The following is a 19982-nucleotide window of genomic DNA, read 5'->3' on the forward strand; positions in this document are numbered from 1 at the left end:
GAGTTGCCATGCCTGTTTCAGCCTTACTTACTTTACTCCTGCTGCTCAGCGCCGCACCCGTTGAGGCGGCGCTGTCGTTATGGATCGGTGACGACAAAGGGGCTGCTGGCGTGCAGGCTGTGGCTGATCGTTACCAGGCCGAGACCGGGCAGCGGGTTGAGGTAACAGCCCATGCCAACCTGCCGCAGGCCTTTGATCAGGCGCTGGCGACGGGTGAGGGGCCGGATATTGTTATCTGGGCGCATGATCGACTGGGCGAATGGGCTAGTCGCGGCGGGTTGCAACCGGTGTATCCATCGGCTGAGTTTCGCCGTTTTACCGCTCCCTTTGTATGGCCGGCCCTGACGCTTGATGGCGAGCTATACGGCTATCCCATCGCCGTTGAGGCGGTCGGCCTTATCTATAATCGCAAGTTGCTGCCCCATCCTCCACTGGATTTTGAGCACCTGTTTGCGCTGCACCCGCAGTTACGTGCAGAGGGTGTCAAAACCATCGCCTGGGACTACACCAATCCCTATTTCAGCTGGGGGCTGTTGAGCAGTGGTGACAGCTTTTCCCTGCGTGCCACCGACGATGGCTTCGCTACCGGGATCGACTCTGCGGACGCCAAACGCGGTGCCCGATTGCTGCAGCGTTTGCTGGTTGATGGGGTGATGGCTGCTGAGCTGAATGGCAGCCGTGCGGCTGAAGCGTTCAAACGCGGCGAATTAGCCATGACTATCAACGGTCCCTGGAGCTGGCAGGCGTTTCGCAATGCCGGTATTGATATGGGCGTGGTGCCGCTCCCACGGGTTCAGGGGCAGCGATCGCGCGTCTTCGTCGGTGTCTGGGCCGCTGCCATCACCCGGTTTGCCGGAGACCAGCATACCGCAGCTGATTTTATCGAAAATTACCTGCTTAGCCTTGAGGGGTTGCGTCGGATCAACGCCGAGGTGTCACTGGGGCCGGTCGCCAATCGTCAATTGATGAAAGAGTTGGCCGCTGATCCGGCGGTCGACCAGGCTTTCATCGCGGCAGTCAGTGGTGAACTGATGCCCAACCGGGGCCCGGTGAGTGCGTTCTGGCGCGCGCTGCAGCAGGCGCTGGTAAGGATGACTCGGGAGGCGGAAGCACCGGGGGCCGCGCTGGAGCAGGCCGCGGCTCGCATTCGCTGACGATCCGGTTCAGACGGGTTCCAGCCGCGTAACCGGAGTTTCTTTAATCGGCAGGTGAATCACCGCAGCGGCTACGCCAAGTGCAACCCCGGTCCACCACAGCAGGTCGTAACTGCCGTGATGCTCATAAAGCCAGCCGCCGAGCCAGACCCCGCTGAAACTGCCCAATTGGTGGCTTAAAAATACTACTCCGTAGAGCAGCGCCATGTAGCGTGTGCCGAAGAATACTGCTACCAGGCCGGAGGTGGGCGGAATGGTGGCCAACCACAGGAACCCCATCACGCCGCTGAACAGGAGCACGCTGCCGAGCGTCATCGGTGTCAACATAAACAGGGTGATGGCAATCGCGCGACCGGTATAGATAAAGATCAGTACCTGCGCTTTGGGTATGCGGTTGGATACGACTCCCGATAACAGCGCGCCGACGACATTGCACAATCCGATCAGGGCGATACTCCAGGCACCGACCTGCGGTTCGAAACCGGCATCCACCAGAAACGCCGGCATGTGCACGGTGATGAACGCGACGTGAAAACCGCAGACGAAAAAGCCGAACGTCAGTAACAGGTAGGATCGATGCCCGAACGCTTCGATCAGCGCCTGCGAAAGACTTTGCGGCGGGTGGGGCGAGCTCTGGTCATGGGCGCCGGAGTAGGGAGCCAGCGGCATCGCCAGCAGGGCGATCCCCAAGGCGGCAACGGCGAGGATGTGCAGCGCGCCGATCCAGCCGAATTCACCGATCAGACTCTGGGCCACCGGCGCGATAACAAACTGACCCATTGAACCCGCAGCGGTGCCGAGCCCCAGGGCCAACTGACGCCGTTCGGGGCCCACCGCCCGCGCCATCGCCGGCAGCACGATGCCGAAGGCGGTGCCGGCAATACCGGCCCCCACCATCAGCCCGGCGCTGGTGTGCAGCAGCAGCGGGGTGTCGGAGGCAGCGGTCAACCACAGACCGCCGGCGTAGAGCAGCGCTCCCCCCACCACTACACGGACGTTACCGAAGCGATCGGCCAGACCACCGGCGAACACCGCTACCACGCCCCAGGCAAGATTCTGAATGGCCAGCGCCAGCGCGATGACGTCGCGGCCCCACTCGTTGGCCGCGCTGATCGGCTGCACGAACAAACCGTAGCTGGAGCGGAATCCAAACGACAGCATCAGTAGCAGGCAGGCGCTGGTCATCAGCAGCCATACGGAGGGGGCTAGTCCGGATCGGTTCATAGTTTGCACCGGCATTGTTCAAAGTGGGGTTTTATCAGCTTATATCAGCATCGGAGCCGGTACGCATGGATAATCATCGTCATGTCTATAGACGCGGCGGCCAGTAACCGCTTTACTGATCGCAACTTGGTGGACAGGGAGGAAACCTATGCCGATTATCTGGCAGCCGGCGATGTCGGTGGGCGCGAAAGCGATCGATGATGAGCACAAGTACCTGTTTGCGCTGGTCAACTGTGTTGAACTGGCGCTGAAAACCGGCGAGAAGGCCAGCATCAGTCTGTTTCTGGATCAGTTGATCGACTACTGCCAGGAGCATTTCAGTCACGAAGAAAAGCTGCAGTTGAGTATTCGCTATCCTTACTACGCCGAGAACAAACGGCAGCATATCGAGATTCTGGAGAACCTGCAGGAGTTACGCCAGCGCATCGAAGCCAGCGTGGAAAAGTTGGCAGTGGGAGCCGAAATCGATGATTACACTCCTGAACAGGGCGCATCAACCGAGCCGCCTGAGCAGATCGATATTGATGCCGCTACCATCCGGGATATCAGCGAACTGCTGCGGCAGTGGATACTGGAGCATGTGCTGGTGATCGACCGCAAGATGCACCCCTTTCTGACTCGCTTAGGAGAGGGCAAGCTCAAGCAGTACCTGTGAACCTCGCCCCCGCCCGACTGCGGCCCGTCGCTGGCAACGGGCCGCGCGGGAACTCAGTAGTTCTGGTATTCGTTATAGACCCCGACCTCATCACTTTCTGTCACTGCCCAGACGCGGAACGCATCTTTGCCCGCGCCCTCGTAGTCCATGCCGGGCCCCCCCTGGGGCATGCCCGGCACGGTGAGCAAGCGGATATCGTTGTCTGCCGCCAGCAAAGTCTTGATGTCCTGTGCCGGTACATGTCCTTCGATCACCTTGCCGTTGACCACTGCGGTGTGGCAGGACGCACCCTCCGGGGGTACGCCGAGGCGTTCCTTGTGGGCGTTCATATCCTCGGTGACCACATCCTCGACCTCGAAGTTGTGGTCGCGCAGATGGTCTATCCAGCCCTTGCAGCAGCCACAGGATTCACTGCGATAAACGGTAATTTGGTAGCGCTGGTCGGTTTTTCCTTCGAGCCAGACCGGATTGGCAGCCTGAGCCGGCAGGTTGGTCCCCAGCAGCGCCATCGCCAGACCGGTGGTAAGTAGAGTTTTGCGCATGGTTGCGTGCTCCTGACTAATTAACGTTGATGGCGTTCGAGCCACAGCTGATAGCCGCGCTCGGGCCAGAAACTTTGAAAATAGGCGATCACCTGATCCACCTCTTCCGAATTCAATACTTTGCTCCAGGCCGGCATGTCCCCCTGGGTACCCTCGCGAATGGTTTTTACCAACTGCGGGTAAGGGTGATGCCAGGCGTGTGCCGTGCCATTTAGCGGCGGTGGCGGGTAGTTGCCATTCGCCCGTGGCCGTTGCCAGTTGGCCGCGCCTTCAGCATGCAGTCCGTGGCACTCGGCGCAGTACTGTTTGAACAGTGGTCGCCCGGCTTCCACTTGGGCGCGGCTGTACCAGCGCCCGGTATCCGGCTGCTCAGTCCAGGGAATGCCGGATTGGCTGCAGCCGCTCAGTAGTGCCGCAACGGCGATGAGGAGTGGTTTCATGCGCCGCGAACCTCTTGTTGCTGCCGACTATCCCCATCGTTGTGGTGGCCGCGGCCTGTTTTTGGCTGTCCCGCCAACTGGTCCGTGAATGTGTCCCGTTGTTCTCCACGCTCTTGCAGTTTGGTCGCTTGCTGCGTCAATTGGTTCCAGGTGTGCCCGATTTCGGCAGTGGATTTTCTGGGGTGATTCCACCTGTCGGCGGAGAATGCTGTAACCTGTTCTGCCGCTGAGCTCCCAGCAGGATCGAAAGATAGTGATCGCACGTTGAATTCCTCCTATTGATGCGTGCTGTGGGTGCACGAACAACCGTTGCCAGATGGGCAGACGGACCTCGGGTGTCGCTCAGAGGGTTTGCGGAGGAATAAACGCCTGTGCCAGCGGCGGGATGATAAGGTTAAGGCTGGCCGTTAATGACAGCCCTCGAGGGGGCTGAGGCAGCAGTGGGGTGGAGGGAATTAGCAGTGCTGAACAGGCGTCACAGCCGTCATCACAATCTTGTGCCGGTAACGACGCTTGTCGTTGATCTGCGTCGTGGTCGACAGGTTGATCGGGCAGAGCCGCGTGATGCTGGTGCGGCTCTGCAGCGCCCGATCTCGCTGATGGATGCTCCAGCGCAGCAACGGGCATCGCGCTGACACTGAATGTCAGTACGAGACACAGCCAAGCGAGCGTTCGCTGAAGTGACTCTACCCATCGCATTGGTTAATCGAAACCCGCTACTCATTGCCTTAAGGATTGGGCGCAGTCTAGCAGGCTCGATGGGGGCTGTCAGCCGCAAGCAAGCGCGACTTTTGAGCCGTTTGCGCGACCCAGTGCGGTGCTGATATAACGCCCGGCGTCGATCAGGCGGTCAAGATCGATACCGGTCTCGACTCCCATGCCGTGAAGCATGTAGACCACGTCTTCACTGGCCACATTGCCCGAGGCACCCTTGGCGTAAGGGCAGCCGCCGAGGCCGGCGACGGAGGCATCGATGATCGCCAACCCCTCTTGCAGTACGGCCAGCAGATTCGCCAGCGCCTGACCGTAGGTGTCATGAAAGTGTGCGGCGAGGTGCTCGATCGGTACCTTGCCGGCGACCGCCTCCAGCATTTTCTTGGCCTTCAGCGGCGTGCCGACGCCGATGGTGTCGCCGAGAGAGATCTCGAAGCAGCCCATCTGGTAAAGGGTATCCGCAACCCGGGCAACGGCAGCGGGCGCAATCTCGCCTTCATAGGGGCAGCCCAGGGTGGTGGAAACGTAGCCACGCACCCGCAACCCTTCTGCGTGGGCGCGCTCCAGCAGCGGATCAAAGCGCTCAAGGCTTTCGGCTACGCTGCAGTTGATGTTCTTCTGGGTAAAACTCTCGGAAACGGCGGTGAATACCGCCACCTCTTCGATACCGGCAGCCAGAGCGCCCTCCAGGCCCTTGAGATTAGGAGTGAGAGCGGCATAGGTGACGCCGGGTAGACGGTCGATACCCGCCAATACCTCCGCCGCATCACCCATCTGCGGTACCCACTTGGGGGAGACAAAACTGGCGGCCTCAATATAGCCAACCCCAGCGTTACCCAGACGGTTGATCAGTTCAATTTTGGTGGCGGTGGGAATCAGTTCGCCCGCCTCGTTCTGGAGGCCGTCACGTGGGCCGACCTCCACCAGGCGCACCTGCTTGGGGAGACTCATGCCTTGGCCTCCATGCGTTCCAGGGCGATCAGTTCAGCCCCACCGTCGACCAGGTCCCCGGGAACGAAGAACACCTCGGTGACGGTGCCGTCAAAGGGCGCGCTGATGGTCTGTTCCATCTTCATCGCCTCGATGACGATCAGGCCATCGCCCGCCTTTACCTGGGCGCCTGCTTCGCACAGAACGGCCACCACGGTGCCGGTCATCGGTGCCGCCAGTGAGCCCTCATGCTGGCCTTCGCCATCGTCCCATTGTGGCTGGTGGCGGGCGCATTCGAACACAGTGCCATCGTGGAACAGGGTCAGCTGCTGCTCCTGCTGATGAATGGCCAGGCTGAAACGGTGGCCGTTGAGGGTGGCGTCCAGCTTGTCTCCGTCCAGGGTGGCGTTGACCCGGTATTCGGTATTGTCGACATGGATGAGGTAGTGGCGGTCGTCTTCCAGCACCGTAACCGGATGGTGCTTGTCCGCGTGGATCAGCTCCAGGGTGCGGGCGTAGTTAGCGTTCAGGCGCCAGTCGTTGAGGCGGTTGAACGGCGAGCTGGGATCATCCGGATTGAGCGCTTGCTGCTTGCGTGCCAGCGTCAGGTAGGTGGCGGCAAGGGCAATGTAGCGCTGCTCGTCGATCTCGTCGGCGCGGAACAGCTCGCTATTGTGCTTGTCGATAAAGCCGGTATCGACCGAGAAGCTGCGGAACGCGGGGCTGGCGGCCAGTTGCGCCAGAAAGCCGAGATTGGTTTTGACCCCACAAATACGATAGTCGGCCAGTGCCTGGCTGAGGCGACGCAGCGCCTGTTCGCGGTTTTCGTCCCAGACAATCAGCTTGGCGATCATGGGATCGTAATAGTGGCTGACGACGTCGCCTTCGACCACACCGGTATCGACGCGTACGTGGTGGCTTTCCGTTGGCGTGCGCAGGTAATCCAGGCGGCCGGTGGCGGGCATGAAGTCGGCATCCGGGTCTTCGGCATAGACGCGTACCTCCAGTGAATGACCGTCAAGGCGGATCTGCTCCTGCGTCAGCGGCAGGGTGCCACCCGCGGCGACCAGCAGCTGCCACTCGACCAGGTCCTGGCCGGTGACCAATTCGGTGACAGGGTGCTCTACCTGCAGCCGGGTGTTCATCTCCATAAAGTAGAAACTGCCGTCTTCATCGTAGAGAAACTCTACCGTGCCAGCCCCTTCATAGTTGATGGCGCGGGCGGCGTTGACGGCCGCTTCACCCATGGCCCGGCGCACCTCGGCGGGAATGTTCGGCGCCGGCGCTTCCTCTATCACTTTCTGGTGGCGGCGTTGCACCGAGCAGTCGCGGTCGCCCAGATAGACGGCGTTGCCGTGCTGGTCGGCAAAGACCTGCAGTTCGACGTGGCGGGGCTTGGTGAGGTACTTCTCCACCAACAGATCGCCATTGCCAAAGCTGCTTTCGCCTTCACGGCGGGCGGCGTCAAAGGCGGCTTCGAACTCTTCGGCTTTCCAGACGACCCGCATACCCTTGCCGCCGCCGCCGGCGACCGCTTTCAGCAGCACCGGATAGCCGCAGCGTTCCGCTTCGCGCTTGATCAGGTCAACCCGCTGGTCATCGCCGTGATAGCCGGGCACCAGCGGCACACCGGCTTTCTCCATGATCTGCTTGGCGGCGCTCTTGGAACCCATCGCCTCGATGGCACCTACTGGCGGGCCGATAAAGGTTATACCGTTGGCGGCCAGGGCTTCGGCAAAGGCGGCGTTCTCAGACAAGAAACCGTAACCGGGATGGACCGCTTCAGCGCCACTCTGCTTGGCGACCTCGATAATCTTCTCTACCCGCAGGTAACTTTCGCGGCTGGGCGCCGGGCCGATCAGAAAAGCCTCGTCGGCCAGCGCGACATGACGGGCGTTGCGGTCGGCCTCGGAATAGACCGCGACGCATTTGATTCCGAGGCGGTGAGCGGTCTGAATGATCCTGCAGGCTATCTCTCCGCGGTTGGCGATCAGAATCTTATTAAACATGGACATACCCCGCGGCAAGTGGCTTGGTTGGAGATGCGCCTGCTCGTGCTGCGCACGGCGGCAGGCGATTTGGCTGCGCCGCTGCGCCGCGTTGCGGCTGGTCACCACGGTTGGCGATAAGTATTTTATTGAACATGATCGCGATCCTAATTGTTGTTCTTTGACGGCTGAACCCAGTCGGGCTGGCGCTTGTTAAGGAAGGCACTCAAGCCCTCCTGACCTTCGCGGCTGACCCGAATGTCGGCGATGCGTCGAGCGGTGTCTTCGATCACCTCGGCGGTGATGTGGCGGCCGCTGACCGCGGCGATCAGGGATTTGGCGGCGCTGACGGCGGCCGGTCCGTTGTTGAGCAGGCGGCTGATGAGTTTGTCGCAGCAGTCGTCGAGTTCGCTGTCGCTGGCAACCACCTCGTGCACCAGGCCCCACTGCTGTGCTGTCGGGGCGCTGAATGCTTCGGCGGTGAGAAAGAAGCGGCGAGCCTGACGTTCGCCGATGGCGCGCACCACGTAGGGGCTGATCACCGCCGGAATCAGGCCGATCTTGACCTCGCTGAGGCAGAACAGGCTGGCCTCGGTGGCCACTACCATGTCGCAGCAGGCAGCCAGACCGACGGCCCCGCCAAAGGCAGCGCCCTGAACGCGGGCAATGGTGGGCTGCGGCAGGGCGTTAAGACGCTGCATCAGTTCGGCCAGACCGCGCGCATCCACCAGATTGTCGGCGTGGCTGTTGTCGGCCATACGCCGCATCCAGTTGAGGTCGGCGCCGGCGGAAAAGTTCTTGCCCTCCGAGCGCAGCAGCAATACCCGAATCGACGGATCCTCGGCAATCACTTTGAGGTGAGCGATCAGGGATTCGATGATGGCGTCGTCAAAGGCGTTATGAACCTCGGGGCGATTGAGGGTCAGGGTGGAGACACCGCGATCGTCACGGTCGAAGCGGACAGTTTCCAGGGTCATGCTCGCCTCCTTACATCCGGAACACGCCAAAGCGTGTCTCTTCAATCGGTTTGTTGAGTGCGGCGGCCAGCCCCATGGCGATCACCTCGCGAGTCTGCACCGGGTCGATGACGCCGTCATCCCAGAGACGGGCGCTGGCGTAGTAGGGGTGACCCTGGCGCTCGTACATCTCCACCGTGGGGCGCTTGAACTCGGCTTCCTCGTCGGCGCTCCAGCTGCCGCCATTGCGTTCAATACCATCGCGCTTGACCTGGGCCAGCACGCCCGCAGCCTGTTCGCCGCCCATCACCGAGATGCGCGCGTTGGGCCACATCCACAGGAAGTTGGGGTCGTAGGCGCGACCGCACATACCGTAGTTGCCGGCGCCGAAGCTGCCGCCGATCAGTACCGTCAGTTTGGGTACATTGGCGCAGGAGACCGCGGTGACCATTTTGGCACCATGCTTGGCGATCCCTTCCGCTTCGTATTTTTTGCCCACCATAAAGCCGGTGATGTTCTGCAGGAACAGCAGCGGAATCTTGCGCTGGCAGCAGAGCTCGATAAAGTGCGCACCTTTCTGCGCCGATTCACTGAACAGCACGCCGTTGTTGGCGATGATGCCGACTGGATAGCCATGAATACGGGCGAAGCCGGTCACCAGGGTGTTGCCGTAGAGTTTTTTGAATTCGTCGAAGTCTGAGCCATCAACGATACGGGCGATCACTTCACGCACGTCGAAGGGCTTTTTCAGATCGGTGCCGACGATGCCGTAGAGCTCATCGGCATCATACAACGGCGGCACTGAAGGCTGCACATCCAGATCGATCCGCTTTTTGCGGTTCAGACGAGACACCGCCTGGCGCGCCAGTTCCAGCGCGTGCTGGTCGTTCTGGGCGTAGTGGTCGGCCACGCCGGAAACCTTGCAGTGCACATCGGCACCGCCCAGATCTTCAGCGGAGACCTCCTCACCGGTGGCCGCTTTCACCAGCGGCGGGCCGGCCAGGAAGATGGTGCCCTGCTGGCGCACAATGATCGACTCGTCCGCCATGGCGGGCACGTAGGCACCACCGGCGGTACAGAGCCCCATCACCACGGCGATCTGGGGAATGCCCATGGCGGACATGCGCGCCTGATTGTAGAAGATGCGGCCGAAGTGGTCGCGATCCGGGAACACTTCGTCCTGGCGCGGCAGGTTGGCACCACCGGAATCCACCAGATAGATGCAGGGGAGGTGATTTTTCTCGGCGATCGCCTGCGCGCGCAGGTGCTTTTTGACCGTCAGCGGGAAGTAGGTGCCACCTTTGACCGTGGCATCGTTGGCGATGATCATGCATTCCTGGCCGGATACGCGGCCGATACCGGCGATCAGGCCGGCGGCGGGTACATCATCGTCATACACCTTGTAGGCGGCCAGCTGGGACAGTTCCAGAAACGGGGATCCTTCATCCAGCAGCTGGTTGATGCGCTCGCGCGGCAGCAGTTTGCCGCGGCTGGTGTGGCGCTCCTGATACCTGGGTCCGCCGCCCTGTTCGATGGTGGCGACCCTGTCGCGCAGGTCATCGACGGCTGCCTGCATGGCTGCCTGGCGATCCAGGTAGTCCTGGGCGCGGCTGTTTATTTTGCTGTTCAGCACTGCCATGGGTGTGTCCTGATCTCGGTGGAGTTATGGCGCGGGCGCTGCGGCCCGCGCGGTCGAATTGCTAGGGGTATAGCTGCCCGGCTCAGCTTTCGCCAAACAGTTCGCGGCCGATCAGCATGCGGCGGATCTCGGAGGTTCCGGCACCGATCTCGTACAGCTTGGCGTCGCGCAGCAGACGGCCGGTGGGGAACTCGTTGATATAGCCGTTGCCACCCAGCAGCTGGATCGCATCCAGCGCCATTTTGGTCGCCAGTTCGGCAGAATAAAGAATGGCACCGGCGGCATCTTTGCGGGTGGTTTCGCCGCGATCACAGGCGCGGGCCACGGCATAGACGTACGACTTGGCGGCGTTCATCTGGGTATACATATCGGCGACCTTGCCCTGCACCAGCTGGAAGTGGCCAATCGGCTTGCCGAACTGCTGGCGATCGCGGATGTAGGGCAACACCACGTCCATGCAGGCATCCATGATTCCCAGCGGGCCGCCGGACAGCACCAGGCGTTCGTAGTCCAGGCCGCTCATCAGCACTTTTACCCCGCCATTAAGCTCACCCAGAATGTTCTCCTTGGGAACCACGCAATCCTGGAATACCAGCTCGCAGGTGTTGGAGCCGCGCATTCCCAGTTTGTCCAGCTTCTGGTGGCGGGAGAAACCGGGCGCGTCACGCTCGACGATAAAGGCGGTGATGCCGTGCGGCCCCTTGCTGGTATCGGTCTTGGCGTAGATGACGTAGACGTTGGCGTCGGGGCCGTTGGTGATCCACATCTTGTTGCCGTTGAGCAGGTAGTGGTCGCCGTTGTCGCGAGCGGTCAGTTTCATGCTGACCACGTCAGAGCCTGCGTTGGGCTCGGACATGGCCAACGCGCCGATATGCTCGCCGCTGATCAGCTTGGGCAGGTACTTGGCGCGCTGCTCATCGTTACCGTTGCGGTGGATCTGGTTCACGCACAGATTGGAGTGTGCGCCGTAAGAGAGAGCCACGGAGGCTGACGCGCGACTGATCTCCTGCATGGCGATCACGTGGGCCAGATAGCCCATTTCGACACCGCCATGCTCCTCCTTGACGGTGATACCCAGCAGCCCCATATCGCCAAACTTGCGCCACAGATCAGCGGGGAACTCATTATCGTGATCGATCTGTTCAGCGCGGGGGGCGATCTCGGCGGCGGCAAAGGCGTTGACCTGCTCGCGCAGCATGTCGAGGGTTTCGCCCAGATCGAAGTTGAAGGACTTGTAGCTGGAAATCATCGTTGGTTCTCCCGGTATAGCGACCCGCGCAGGTGGGCTGAGTCGGTCTCGTTGTTATCTTGTTGTTAACGACTATACGCTATCGTATGTTTGGTGGTATGGTAATGTCAATACGGTAACGTATAGTTGATTTGAAACTAGCCTTGAACGTTACCTGCGGTCATTCCGACAACTAATAACAAAAGTGAACAGGGCGCCGTTTTCTGCGGCGTTCAGTAGCAGGAGGAACCCTATGTCTCAGCCCCTCTGGTCACCCAGCCCCGAACGTGTTGCCGGCAGCAATATGGTTGCGTTTATGGAGCGCATAAACGGTAACTATGGTCTGCAACTGAGTAACTACGACAATCTCTATGGTTGGAGTATCGATCAGGCGCAGGATTTCTGGTCGGAGCTGTGGGACTACGCCGAGGTCAAGGCTGAGGCGAAGGGCGAGCGCATGCTGGTGGATGGCGATAAGCGCCCCGGCGCGTTTCAGGATCAGCGCTGGTTCCCCGATGCGCGACTGAATTTTGCTGAAAACCTGCTCAGTCGCCGTGATAACAAAACCGCGCTGGTTTTCCGCGGCGAGGATGGCCGCCGCCAGAGCCTGAGCTATGCCGAACTCTATCAGCGGGTGGTGCAGCTGGCGGCCGGCCTGCGCCGCGCGGGGGTCGTCCCGGGCGATCGGGTCGCCGGGTTTATGCCCAACTGTATCGATACCGTCGTGGCGATGCTGGCAACCACCAGTCTCGGCGGCGTGTGGAGCTCCTGTTCGCCGGATTTCGGTATCAATGGGGTACTGGATCGATTTGGCCAGATCCAGCCCAAGGTGCTGTTTACCACCGATGGTTACCTCTATAACGGCAAGACGCTGAACTCGCTGCCGCGTGTGGCGGGTATTGCTGCCGATCTGCCAGCGATCGAACGGATCGTGGTGGTGCCGTTCGTCACGGACACCCCCGATCTTTCGGCGCTGCCTGACTCCGTGGTGCTGGATGATTTTATCGACAGCCAGGCCAGTGAGATCGACTTTGCTCAATTGCCGTTCAATCACCCGCTCTATGTGATGTATTCCTCCGGTACCACCGGGGTACCCAAGTGCATCGTGCACGGTGCCGGCGGTACCTTGTTGCAGCACCTTAAAGAGCACAAACTGCATACCGATCTGGGGCCGGATGATGTTCTGTTCTACTACACCACCTGCGGCTGGATGATGTGGAACTGGCTGGTCAGCGGGCTGGCGGTCGGTGCTACGCTGGTGCTGTTTGACGGCTCGCCTTTTGCGCCCAGAGCGGAAGTGCTGTGGGATATCGCCGAACAGGAAGGCATTACCGTATTCGGCACCAGTGCCAAATATATCGCCGCGCTGGAAAAAGCCGGGGTCAAACCGGCCGCGAGTCATGATCTGTCAGCACTGCGGGCGCTGTTGTCCACTGGTTCACCGCTGGCGCACGAGAGCTTTGATTACGTCTACCGCGATATCAAACAGGATCTGCTGCTGGCATCGATCTCGGGCGGTACTGATATCATCTCCTGCTTTGCTCTTGGTTGTCCGATCAAACCGGTGTATCGCGGTGAGTTGCAGTGCCTGGGGCTGGGGATGGCGGTGGATATTTTCGACGATGACGGCCAGCCGTTGCGGCAGGAAAAAGGCGAGCTGGTTTGCACCCAGCCGTTCCCGTCGATGCCGGTGGGATTCTGGAACGATCCCGACGGCGAAAAATACCACGATGCCTACTTTGCCCGTTTCGATAATATCTGGGCTCACGGCGACTATGGTGAGATCACCGAACACGGCGGGCTGATCATCCACGGCCGCTCCGATGCCGTGCTCAATCCCGGCGGGGTGCGGATCGGTACCGCCGAGATCTACCGTCAGGTGGAGAAAGTTGAAGGGGTGCTGGAAAGCATTGCTGTCGGCCAGAACTGGGATGACGATGTGCGGGTGGTGTTGTTCGTGGTGTTGCGCGAGGGTCTATCCCTTGACGATGCGCTGGTTCAAACGATCCGCCAGACCATCCGCGCCGAAACCACACCACGACACGTGCCGGCCAAGGTGATTCAGGTGGCGGCGATTCCGCGTACTATCAGTGGCAAAATTGTCGAGCTGGCGGTGCGCAAGGTGATTCATGGCGAGGAGGTCAAGAATACCGATGCGCTGGCCAACCCCGAGGCGCTGGCGCTGTATCGCGACCTGCCGGAGCTGCAATGTTGATCAGGCGGTGAAGAGATCCAAAAAATGGCGGCTACGGCCGCCATTTTTGATTCAGATCGGTGGTTTTTCCCTGCGGTTGTGGTGAAATGTCCCATCGTCGTTGCTTTCACCTCGGGTGATAACGACCGGCCCAACGCTTCCCATGACCAATACTCGGACTTTATCGTGTTCTTCAAACGCATCGGCAACAAAATTATTCTGGTGTACGGTGGCATCACCATTGCCGCTTTGCTGACCCTGATCTGGTTCTACGCCCAACAGCAGGAGCGCAGCATTCTGGAGCAGAACGAACTCACCATGGGCAAGCTGGCCCGCAGCGTCACCTCCGGGTTGCACGCGATCATGCTGGCGGGCTACGCCGATGTGGCCAAGGATTACGCCTCCCGTCTGCAGCAGGTACCGGACATCCTTGATTTCAAGATCGTCCGTGCCAACGGCTTGGAAGCCTTTCTGGACAACACCACCATTGAGAAGGTTAACGCGCGCATCGGCGACGAAGAGTTTTTCCCCCGCGATGACGAAGATAAACGGCAGATTTTTGAACACGACGATCCGGTACTGGAGCAGGCGTTTGCAACCCAGGATATGGTGCCCATCTATACCACCGGTGACGATGGCGTGGGGCAACTGGTTTTTGTCGCGCCGATTATGCCGACCAAGCAGTGCAGTCGCTGTCACGGTATCGACGAACGCGCTCGGGGTTACGTCAAGCTGACCACCTCGTTGGATTCGGTGGAGCGGGCGATCGAGAAGTCCCAGCGTAACGCGCTGATCGTCAGTGTGTTGATGCTGGCGGGGATTCTGTTTGTCACCACCCTGTTTGTGATACGCACGGTGGTCAGGCCGATACGCAGTGTGACCGATGCGATGGTGCATGCCGCCAAGGGTAACCTTGATCAGGCGGTGCCCATTTTGGGCCAGGATGAGATTAGCAGCATGGCAAGCAGCTTCAACGCCATGACCTCGGAGCTCAAGACCACTTACGTGGGGCTGGAGAGTGAGCAGGACAAACTCAACACTATTATTCTCAGCGCGCGCGAAGGGATCGTGGTGACCAATAGCCAGGGGGAGGTGGTGCTGACCAACCCGTCGGTGCAGGAGTTCTTGGGTAAAACCGGCTCACAGATAGCCAGCGAAGGCTTCCTGCATATCTTCGACGACGATGAAGCGATGCTCGGTTATCTCAACGATGACAGCGATGACCCGATTGAGCTGGAGTACAACGACCGGATCCTGAGCGTCAAGGTGGCGCGGATATACTCCGATGACGGTCATCTGAGCGGTTCTTCAGCGTTGATTCGCGACATTACCGAAGAGAAGCGCTTTGAGCAGCAACTGATCCGGATCTCCACTACCGATGGCCTTACCGACCTTTACAATCGCCGCTTCCTCAACAAAACCCTCGAATCCGAGCTGGCGCGCGCGCGACGCTATGGCCATCCGCTGTCCGTGCTGATGTTCGACGTTGATCACTTCAAGAAATTCAACGATACCCATGGCCATGATCAGGGAGACCGGGTACTGCAGTCGATCGGCCAGACCATGCGCGACGTGGTTCGCGCGGTGGATTTCCCCTGCCGCTACGGCGGTGAAGAGTTCCTGATTATTCTTCCCGATACCGGGCATGATGGCTCTCTGGTGTTGGGAGAACGACTGCGCCAGCAGGTGGAATCGACGCTGGTCGATGGCTTGCAGGTCACCATCAGCATCGGTATCGCCACCTTCCCGTTGGCGGACTTCACCACCTATGAGGCGATGATTGAATCGGCCGATGGCGCCCTCTACGAGGCCAAGGATGGCGGCAGAAACTGTGTCCGTCACGCCCAGCGGGAACTGCTGCTGGAGCCCTGAGGTTTCGCCGCTTGATGCTGGCGTGCTGATCTATGCTTTGTTCTGGCGATACGGTTTCGTTCCGGAGCAAAGGAGACGCGAGCATGAACGGCGAGCACGATCTTGAACACCTGATCAGCGACTGGCACAGGCGAGCCCAGCAGGTGCAGGATGCCCACTACGATTCCGGTCTCTATTACGAGCGCTTTTTCCTGGGGTTGGGGATCCCGGTAATCGTGCTGTCGGCCTTTACCGGCGGTACCGAAGTGCTGGGGTATATGCCGGAAACCGTCGGCGGTGTAATCAGCCTTTGTATCGCGGTGTTGGCCGGACTGCAGACCTTTCTCAAATACTCCCAGCGGGCCGAACGCCACCGCATTGCCGGGGCCCGTTATGGTGGCATTCGTCGTGATCTGGAAGAGGTCGAGTGTCAGTTGAATATTTTGGGTGAGCAGGCTTTCGAACGGGTACATCAGATCAAGACCCGCATGGACAGTCTCGCCACCGAGTGCCCGGAGATTCCGCACCGTATCTTGGCGCGCTATCGGCCGGATCAACATCGCCGCTGATCCCGCTGGTGATCAGATTTGCGTGACCACAACCAAGTCTGATCGTTGGGGTGATCAACGGTAAGGAGAGTTCAATGCAAGCAGGGCAGGTTCGTACCGCATGGATCATCGGCGTTAGCCTCGTGGCCGGGCTTGGCCTATTGGGGTATCTGCTGAGCGATGCGGCCATTCGTTTCAAGGCGTTCGAACGCACGGTAACGGTAAAAGGCCTGGCCGAGCGTGAGTACCCCGCTGATCGGGTGATCTGGCCGATTCAGTTTAACGAGGCCTCCAATGATCTTGGTAAACTGTACGCGGCACTGGACGAAGGTGCCGGCAAGATCCGTGCGTATCTGCTGCTGCATGGTGTTCATGAGGAGGAGATCAGCCTGTCGGTGCCCTTGATTACCGACAAGTCCGCCCAGCAGTACGGTGGTGGACCGCCGTCACCTTTCCGTTACACCGGGGTGCAGACGGTGACCGTGCTGTCGACCAAGGTAGCTCGCATGCGTGAGCTGATGACCGGGCTATCTGAACTTGGCAAGCAGGGTATTGTGCTGGCTGGCGACGGTTATCAGACCCAGACCGAGTATCTGTTTACCCGGCTCAATGAGATCAAGCCGGCGATGATCGAAGAGGCCACGCGCAATGCGCGTGAGGTCGCGGTCAAGTTTGCCGCCGATTCCGACAGTGATCTGGGCAAGATCCGCAAAGCGTCACAGGGCCAGTTTGTGATCCAGCCGCGGGACAGCAACACCCCGCACATCAAGCGGGTGCGGGTGGTGTCGACGGTCGAGTATTATTTGTCCGATTAAGCGAGCAGTCCGCTGGTATGCAACCCGGCCGGTGTGCTCAGTGCGTTGCGTGCCAACCAGGCGGCCAGCGCATCGGCGTTAAGCGGCGCTGTGATCGGCTTCCATAAGGGTCGGTTCTTCCAGGTGTTTTCCGGGCAGCGCTGTTGGCATATCCAGGTTTCCTGGTCACGAACCTGATGCCGAATCAGGCGTAGTTCGTCGTTCAGTTCAATCATGTAGCAGTAACTCTTATTCGGGGTGACGCGAGCAAACAGGTGTCGCGGCAGCAGTCGTGAAATCAGGATCTTGTGAGCGGTTACAACAGAGGGGACTAGCTGAGCAGTTTGGGAGACGGCAGAGAAAGGCAGGTGTTGCGGTAGGGCTTACAAGGAGGAGCGGCGCGCAGGCGCGCCGCTCGGGGGTATCCGGCGCTTTACAGCGGGGTTACCTGATCAGCCTGGGGGCCTTTCTGGCCGGCGATCTCGATGAAGCTGACAGCCTGGCCTTCGCTCAGGCTCTTGTGACCTTCACCGACTATGGAACGGAAGTGTACAAACAGGTCCTTGCCGCTCTCGCGTTCGATAAAGCCGAAGCCTTTATCATCGTTAAACCATTTGACAGTTCCGGATTGAATATTTGACATGTGTTCTTTACTCATTTTTTTAAAGGAAAATACCGGGGGCACCCGTAGCGGCGCAGCGCGGCAATTGGTATCAGGAAAGGCAGGCGGGGTGGAGCAGAAGGTAACTCGGAAGGAACGATCTACAAAAACTCTGGATGCGATTAATAATACACAACGAGATGCAGCCTACGCGGCTTAAGTCGGCTGCACAACCTTTATTTTGGTTTATTTTTGATCAATGCCGGCGGCGGCGGTCGCAGCCGGGCCCAAACCCGCTGTAGCCGCGCTGCTCAGGCGATAAGGCTGTCGGCAAAGAGGGTTCGTACCCGGACATTGTCGCTGCTGCTGACCGCCACCGACCAGAATCCTTCGCCCTGCTGGACCAGGGTCAGCGCCCGGATATCGACGCCGTGGTCGGCCAGGGTGCGTGCAATTTGCGCCAGCGCCCCCGGCTGGTCGACGATGCGAATCAATACACTGTCTTCGGAAATGGCCTGAAAACCGCCTTCGGTGAGCACCGCCAGTCCCTGGTCGACATCGGACAGCATCAGTTTGATATACACCTGATCACCGTCCAGCAGGGTGTCGAATGAGCGGATATCGATCTGGTGGCGACTGAGGAGCTCGGTCACGTCGGCCAGCAGACCGGGGCGGTTGGTGTCTACGACGGTCAGCTGTTTCATCAGCAGTTCTCCTTGGCGGTTTCGGCGACCAGTTCATCGATAAACTGGTCCACCTGGTCCATGTCGATACCGGGTACCAGAATCATGTGGGAGATCCCCTGGCTGGAGGCCAGTTGCCAGCGCTCGATCAGCGCCTGGGACGGTGAAGGGAATACCAGCGTAATCGCCCCCGGATTGCGCCAAACAGCGATGCCAGCGCTGCGCAAACGCTGCTCCGCGTGCGCGGTTAGCGCCAGCGACTGTTCCACTCGCTGGCGCAGCCCGTCGATGCCGAGGCTTTTGATCTTCTGCCACAAAATCAGCGGTGTCAGACCGTTGCGGGAGCCGGTGACGGTGGTATCCAGATTGCCGATGTAGGCAATGGAGCGAGCGATCCGATCGACGTGGGCTTTGCGCGCCAGCACGATACCGCAGGGGATCGGCGAGCCGAGAAATTTGTGGCCGCTGATGGAGATACTGTCGGCTCCGTCGGCAAAGTCAAACGGCGGGCGGGGATCCAGGAAGGGCGCGATGGCGCCCGCCAGCGCGGCATCACTGTGAATGTAGTAGTTGGGAATGGCCAGCTGTTTCATCATCGTCTGGATGCGGCTGATGTCGTCCTTGGCCTCGGTCATGGTGGTGCCGATGTTGGCGAAGATGATAGGTGGCACGTCGCGGTGAATCTTCAGGGTCTCGTTCAAGTCCTCGTAGTCGATCTCGCCGTTGCCCTGTGAGCGGATCATGATGTGGCGCATGTTGAGGAAGTGTACGTTCTTGCTGACGCTGTAGTGGGTGTCCTGGGAGAAGTAAACGATGCCGTTGGGGTAAAGCTCCCGTGCCAGATACAGGCCGTAGAGGTTACCTTCGGTGCCTCCGTTGGTGACGTAGCCCCACCAGGCATCGGCGGGGGCACGCAGCAGGCCGGCGAAAAAGGCCAGCACCTCACGCTCGAAGCTGTGGCTGTCCACCTTCCAGGTACCGACCGCAAAGGGGTCGCCAATATTGTTTAGTGGCAGGCCCAGGCAGGCCTGCAGCAGTTGGTAATCGAGATCCTTGGCAGCGGGATAGCCAAGGTAGCGGTGAGCTTCTGCACGGGCCTGATCGAGAAACTGATCCAGCCGGAGCTGGTCGTCCGCGCTGAGGAGCTGGGGTGTGGTTGTCATGGTGGTGTTCACAGCCATTGTTGTTATTGGGGTCGTAGAGCCTGATGCTCCATGTTAAACAAAATAGCCGCTCGGTGAAAATAATGATCAACCAGGGCGAGCCCTCGTTGCAACGGTGCTGAAAGAGTCTAGCGGGAGTGGTCGGGGGCGCCAATATCCAGCAGCGGCGCGGCGTCGAGGGATTCGGCGTCCATCATGGTGGCGACCCGCTGCAGCGCCGACAGTACCTGGGTTTTTTCCCAGTCCTCCAGCGATTCAAAGCGCTCGATAAACTGTTCGTGCAACAGTGGCGGGGCGGTGTTGAGGGTTTCGCGACCTAGTTCGGTCAAGCGTGCATTGACGACGCGCTTGTCCACCTGGCTGCGGACCCGCTCCACCAGTTGCCGATCTTCCAGCCGGTTGAGGATGGTGGTGACCGTGGCCTGGCTGAGCGAGACATCAGCCGAGATCCGTTTAACCGTGACATCACCGAGGGTTTCGATGGCACGCAGCACCATCACCTGGGGAATGGTCAGTCCGCATGCCTTGAAGATCCGCTTTGATTGCAGGTCGGTGGCTCGAATGATGCGGCGCAGGGACACCAGAACGTCCTGCCAGTAGTTATTTTCGGTCATGGAGTAACGCACAATGCGGTGAAACGAGCGGGGATTATAGCCCCGCTCGGTGATTTCGCCTACG

At 59.9% G+C, this 19982-nt stretch carries 20 protein-coding genes; 7 read left to right on the top strand and 13 right to left on the bottom strand.

The window, feature by feature from the left end:
• Positions 1-8 precede the first annotated feature (8 nt).
• On the top strand, positions 9-1154 hold the full coding sequence (gene malE / locus JJQ76_RS15105) for a maltose/maltodextrin ABC transporter substrate-binding protein MalE (RefSeq protein WP_210397716.1): 1146 nt from the start codon (positions 9-11) through the stop codon (positions 1152-1154).
• Positions 1155-1163: 9 nt separating this feature from the next.
• On the opposite strand, the gene JJQ76_RS15110 is transcribed toward malE, so the two are convergent.
• On the bottom strand, positions 1164-2378 hold the full coding sequence (locus JJQ76_RS15110; RefSeq protein WP_210397717.1) for an MFS transporter: 1215 nt from the start codon (positions 2376-2378) through the stop codon (positions 1164-1166).
• Between the two features lie 148 nt (positions 2379-2526).
• Between JJQ76_RS15110 and JJQ76_RS15115 the strand changes: the two genes are divergently transcribed.
• A complete protein-coding gene (locus JJQ76_RS15115) occupies positions 2527-3033 on the top strand; it encodes a bacteriohemerythrin (protein WP_210397718.1) in 507 nt (168 codons plus the stop codon).
• A gap of 53 nt (positions 3034-3086) precedes the next feature.
• Here the strand turns inward: JJQ76_RS15115 and JJQ76_RS15120 are convergent, their stop codons facing one another.
• Positions 3087-3575 carry a DUF411 domain-containing protein gene (locus JJQ76_RS15120; protein WP_210397719.1) on the bottom strand — a complete coding sequence of 163 codons (489 nt, stop codon included), beginning with the start codon at positions 3573-3575 and terminating at the stop codon, positions 3087-3089.
• Between the two features lie 20 nt (positions 3576-3595).
• Entirely contained in the window at positions 3596-4015 is a 420-nt protein-coding gene (locus JJQ76_RS15125) for a c-type cytochrome (protein ID WP_210397720.1), read from the bottom strand.
• A 461-nt stretch (positions 4016-4476) separates the two neighbouring features.
• Here JJQ76_RS15125 and JJQ76_RS15130 point away from each other — a divergent pair, with 461 nt between their 5' ends.
• Entirely contained in the window at positions 4477-4650 is a 174-nt protein-coding gene (locus JJQ76_RS15130) for a hypothetical protein (RefSeq protein ID WP_210397721.1), read from the top strand.
• 133 nt (positions 4651-4783) lie between these two features.
• Here the strand turns inward: JJQ76_RS15130 and JJQ76_RS15135 are convergent, their stop codons facing one another.
• The 5 genes from JJQ76_RS15135 to JJQ76_RS15155 all read right to left on the bottom strand — a co-directional run bounded on the left by JJQ76_RS15135 (position 4784) and on the right by JJQ76_RS15155 (position 11491).
• Positions 4784-5680 (bottom strand): hydroxymethylglutaryl-CoA lyase, encoded by an 897-nt coding sequence (locus JJQ76_RS15135; RefSeq protein ID WP_210397722.1) that lies wholly within the window; start codon positions 5678-5680, stop codon positions 4784-4786.
• Entirely contained in the window at positions 5677-7668 is a 1992-nt protein-coding gene (locus JJQ76_RS15140) for an acetyl/propionyl/methylcrotonyl-CoA carboxylase subunit alpha (protein ID WP_210397723.1), read from the bottom strand. Before JJQ76_RS15140 ends, JJQ76_RS15135 begins: the two co-directional genes overlap by 4 nt.
• Positions 7669-7814: 146 nt before the next feature.
• Entirely contained in the window at positions 7815-8624 is an 810-nt protein-coding gene (locus tag JJQ76_RS15145) for an enoyl-CoA hydratase/isomerase family protein (protein ID WP_210397724.1), read from the bottom strand.
• Between the two features lie 10 nt (positions 8625-8634).
• Positions 8635-10242, bottom strand: a complete 1608-nt coding sequence (locus JJQ76_RS15150) for a carboxyl transferase domain-containing protein (protein ID WP_210397725.1) — start codon at positions 10240-10242, stop codon at positions 8635-8637.
• 82 nt (positions 10243-10324) lie between these two features.
• Positions 10325-11491 (bottom strand): isovaleryl-CoA dehydrogenase, encoded by a 1167-nt coding sequence (locus JJQ76_RS15155; RefSeq protein ID WP_210397727.1) that lies wholly within the window; start codon positions 11489-11491, stop codon positions 10325-10327.
• A gap of 232 nt (positions 11492-11723) precedes the next feature.
• Here JJQ76_RS15155 and JJQ76_RS15160 point away from each other — a divergent pair, with 232 nt between their 5' ends.
• From JJQ76_RS15160 to JJQ76_RS15175, 4 genes are all read left to right on the top strand, one after another.
• The gene (locus JJQ76_RS15160) at positions 11724-13685 is read left to right on the top strand and encodes an acetoacetate--CoA ligase (RefSeq protein WP_210397728.1); all 1962 of its coding nucleotides are present in this window, start codon (positions 11724-11726) and stop codon (positions 13683-13685) included.
• A gap of 81 nt (positions 13686-13766) precedes the next feature.
• A complete protein-coding gene (locus JJQ76_RS18280) occupies positions 13767-15536 on the top strand; it encodes a sensor domain-containing diguanylate cyclase (RefSeq protein WP_210397730.1) in 1770 nt (589 codons plus the stop codon).
• An 83-nt stretch (positions 15537-15619) separates the two neighbouring features.
• Positions 15620-16084, top strand: coding sequence for an SLATT domain-containing protein (locus JJQ76_RS15170; RefSeq protein WP_210397732.1), 465 nt, complete (start codon positions 15620-15622; stop codon positions 16082-16084).
• Between the two features lie 74 nt (positions 16085-16158).
• Positions 16159-16878 (top strand): SIMPL domain-containing protein, encoded by a 720-nt coding sequence (locus JJQ76_RS15175; protein ID WP_210397734.1) that lies wholly within the window; start codon positions 16159-16161, stop codon positions 16876-16878.
• Here the strand turns inward: JJQ76_RS15175 and JJQ76_RS15180 are convergent.
• From JJQ76_RS15180 to JJQ76_RS15200, 5 genes are all read right to left on the bottom strand, one after another.
• Positions 16875-17093 carry a hypothetical protein gene (locus JJQ76_RS15180; protein ID WP_210397735.1) on the bottom strand — a complete coding sequence of 73 codons (219 nt, stop codon included), beginning with the start codon at positions 17091-17093 and terminating at the stop codon, positions 16875-16877. The two genes, JJQ76_RS15175 and JJQ76_RS15180, sit on opposite strands and share 4 nt — an antisense overlap.
• A gap of 197 nt (positions 17094-17290) precedes the next feature.
• Positions 17291-17500 carry a cold-shock protein gene (locus JJQ76_RS15185; protein WP_246480946.1) on the bottom strand — a complete coding sequence of 70 codons (210 nt, stop codon included), beginning with the start codon at positions 17498-17500 and terminating at the stop codon, positions 17291-17293.
• Positions 17501-17769: 269 nt separating this feature from the next.
• A complete protein-coding gene (locus tag JJQ76_RS15190; RefSeq protein ID WP_210397737.1) occupies positions 17770-18162 on the bottom strand; it encodes an ACT domain-containing protein in 393 nt (130 codons plus the stop codon).
• Positions 18162-19304 carry a histidine decarboxylase gene (locus tag JJQ76_RS15195; protein WP_210397739.1) on the bottom strand — a complete coding sequence of 381 codons (1143 nt, stop codon included), beginning with the start codon at positions 19302-19304 and terminating at the stop codon, positions 18162-18164. Before JJQ76_RS15195 ends, JJQ76_RS15190 begins: the two co-directional genes overlap by 1 nt.
• 128 nt (positions 19305-19432) lie before the next feature.
• The gene (locus JJQ76_RS15200; protein WP_210397741.1) at positions 19433-19918 is read right to left on the bottom strand and encodes a MarR family winged helix-turn-helix transcriptional regulator; all 486 of its coding nucleotides are present in this window, start codon (positions 19916-19918) and stop codon (positions 19433-19435) included.
• Between the last annotated feature and the right edge of the window lie 64 nt (positions 19919-19982).

The sequence above is a fragment of the Motiliproteus sediminis genome, assembly GCF_017912535.1.
Classification (GTDB): Bacteria; Pseudomonadota; Gammaproteobacteria; order Pseudomonadales; family Balneatricaceae; genus Motiliproteus; species Motiliproteus sediminis.

Bases quoted from the DNA above. Each gene is read 5' to 3' on its own strand.
- malE (WP_210397716.1), top strand. From the start codon at position 9: ATGCCTGTTTCAGCCTTACTTACTTTACTCCTGCTGCTCAGCGCCGCA.
- JJQ76_RS15110 (WP_210397717.1), bottom strand. From the start codon at position 2,378: ATGAACCGATCCGGACTAGCCCCCTCCGTATGGCTGCTGATGACCAGC.
- JJQ76_RS15115 (WP_210397718.1), top strand. From the start codon at position 2,527: ATGCCGATTATCTGGCAGCCGGCGATGTCGGTGGGCGCGAAAGCGATC.
- JJQ76_RS15120 (WP_210397719.1), bottom strand. From the start codon at position 3,575: ATGCGCAAAACTCTACTTACCACCGGTCTGGCGATGGCGCTGCTGGGG.
- JJQ76_RS15125 (WP_210397720.1), bottom strand. From the start codon at position 4,015: ATGAAACCACTCCTCATCGCCGTTGCGGCACTACTGAGCGGCTGCAGC.
- JJQ76_RS15135 (WP_210397722.1), bottom strand. From the start codon at position 5,680: ATGAGTCTCCCCAAGCAGGTGCGCCTGGTGGAGGTCGGCCCACGTGAC.
- JJQ76_RS15140 (WP_210397723.1), bottom strand. From the start codon at position 7,668: ATGTTTAATAAGATTCTGATCGCCAACCGCGGAGAGATAGCCTGCAGG.
- JJQ76_RS15145 (WP_210397724.1), bottom strand. From the start codon at position 8,624: ATGACCCTGGAAACTGTCCGCTTCGACCGTGACGATCGCGGTGTCTCC.
- JJQ76_RS15150 (WP_210397725.1), bottom strand. From the start codon at position 10,242: ATGGCAGTGCTGAACAGCAAAATAAACAGCCGCGCCCAGGACTACCTG.
- JJQ76_RS15155 (WP_210397727.1), bottom strand. From the start codon at position 11,491: ATGATTTCCAGCTACAAGTCCTTCAACTTCGATCTGGGCGAAACCCTC.
- JJQ76_RS15160 (WP_210397728.1), top strand. From the start codon at position 11,724: ATGTCTCAGCCCCTCTGGTCACCCAGCCCCGAACGTGTTGCCGGCAGC.
- JJQ76_RS15170 (WP_210397732.1), top strand. From the start codon at position 15,620: ATGAACGGCGAGCACGATCTTGAACACCTGATCAGCGACTGGCACAGG.
- JJQ76_RS15175 (WP_210397734.1), top strand. From the start codon at position 16,159: ATGCAAGCAGGGCAGGTTCGTACCGCATGGATCATCGGCGTTAGCCTC.
- JJQ76_RS15180 (WP_210397735.1), bottom strand. From the start codon at position 17,093: ATGATTGAACTGAACGACGAACTACGCCTGATTCGGCATCAGGTTCGT.
- JJQ76_RS15185 (WP_246480946.1), bottom strand. From the start codon at position 17,500: ATGTCAAATATTCAATCCGGAACTGTCAAATGGTTTAACGATGATAAA.
- JJQ76_RS15190 (WP_210397737.1), bottom strand. From the start codon at position 18,162: ATGAAACAGCTGACCGTCGTAGACACCAACCGCCCCGGTCTGCTGGCC.
- JJQ76_RS15195 (WP_210397739.1), bottom strand. From the start codon at position 19,304: ATGACAACCACACCCCAGCTCCTCAGCGCGGACGACCAGCTCCGGCTG.
- JJQ76_RS15200 (WP_210397741.1), bottom strand. From the start codon at position 19,918: ATGACCGAAAATAACTACTGGCAGGACGTTCTGGTGTCCCTGCGCCGC.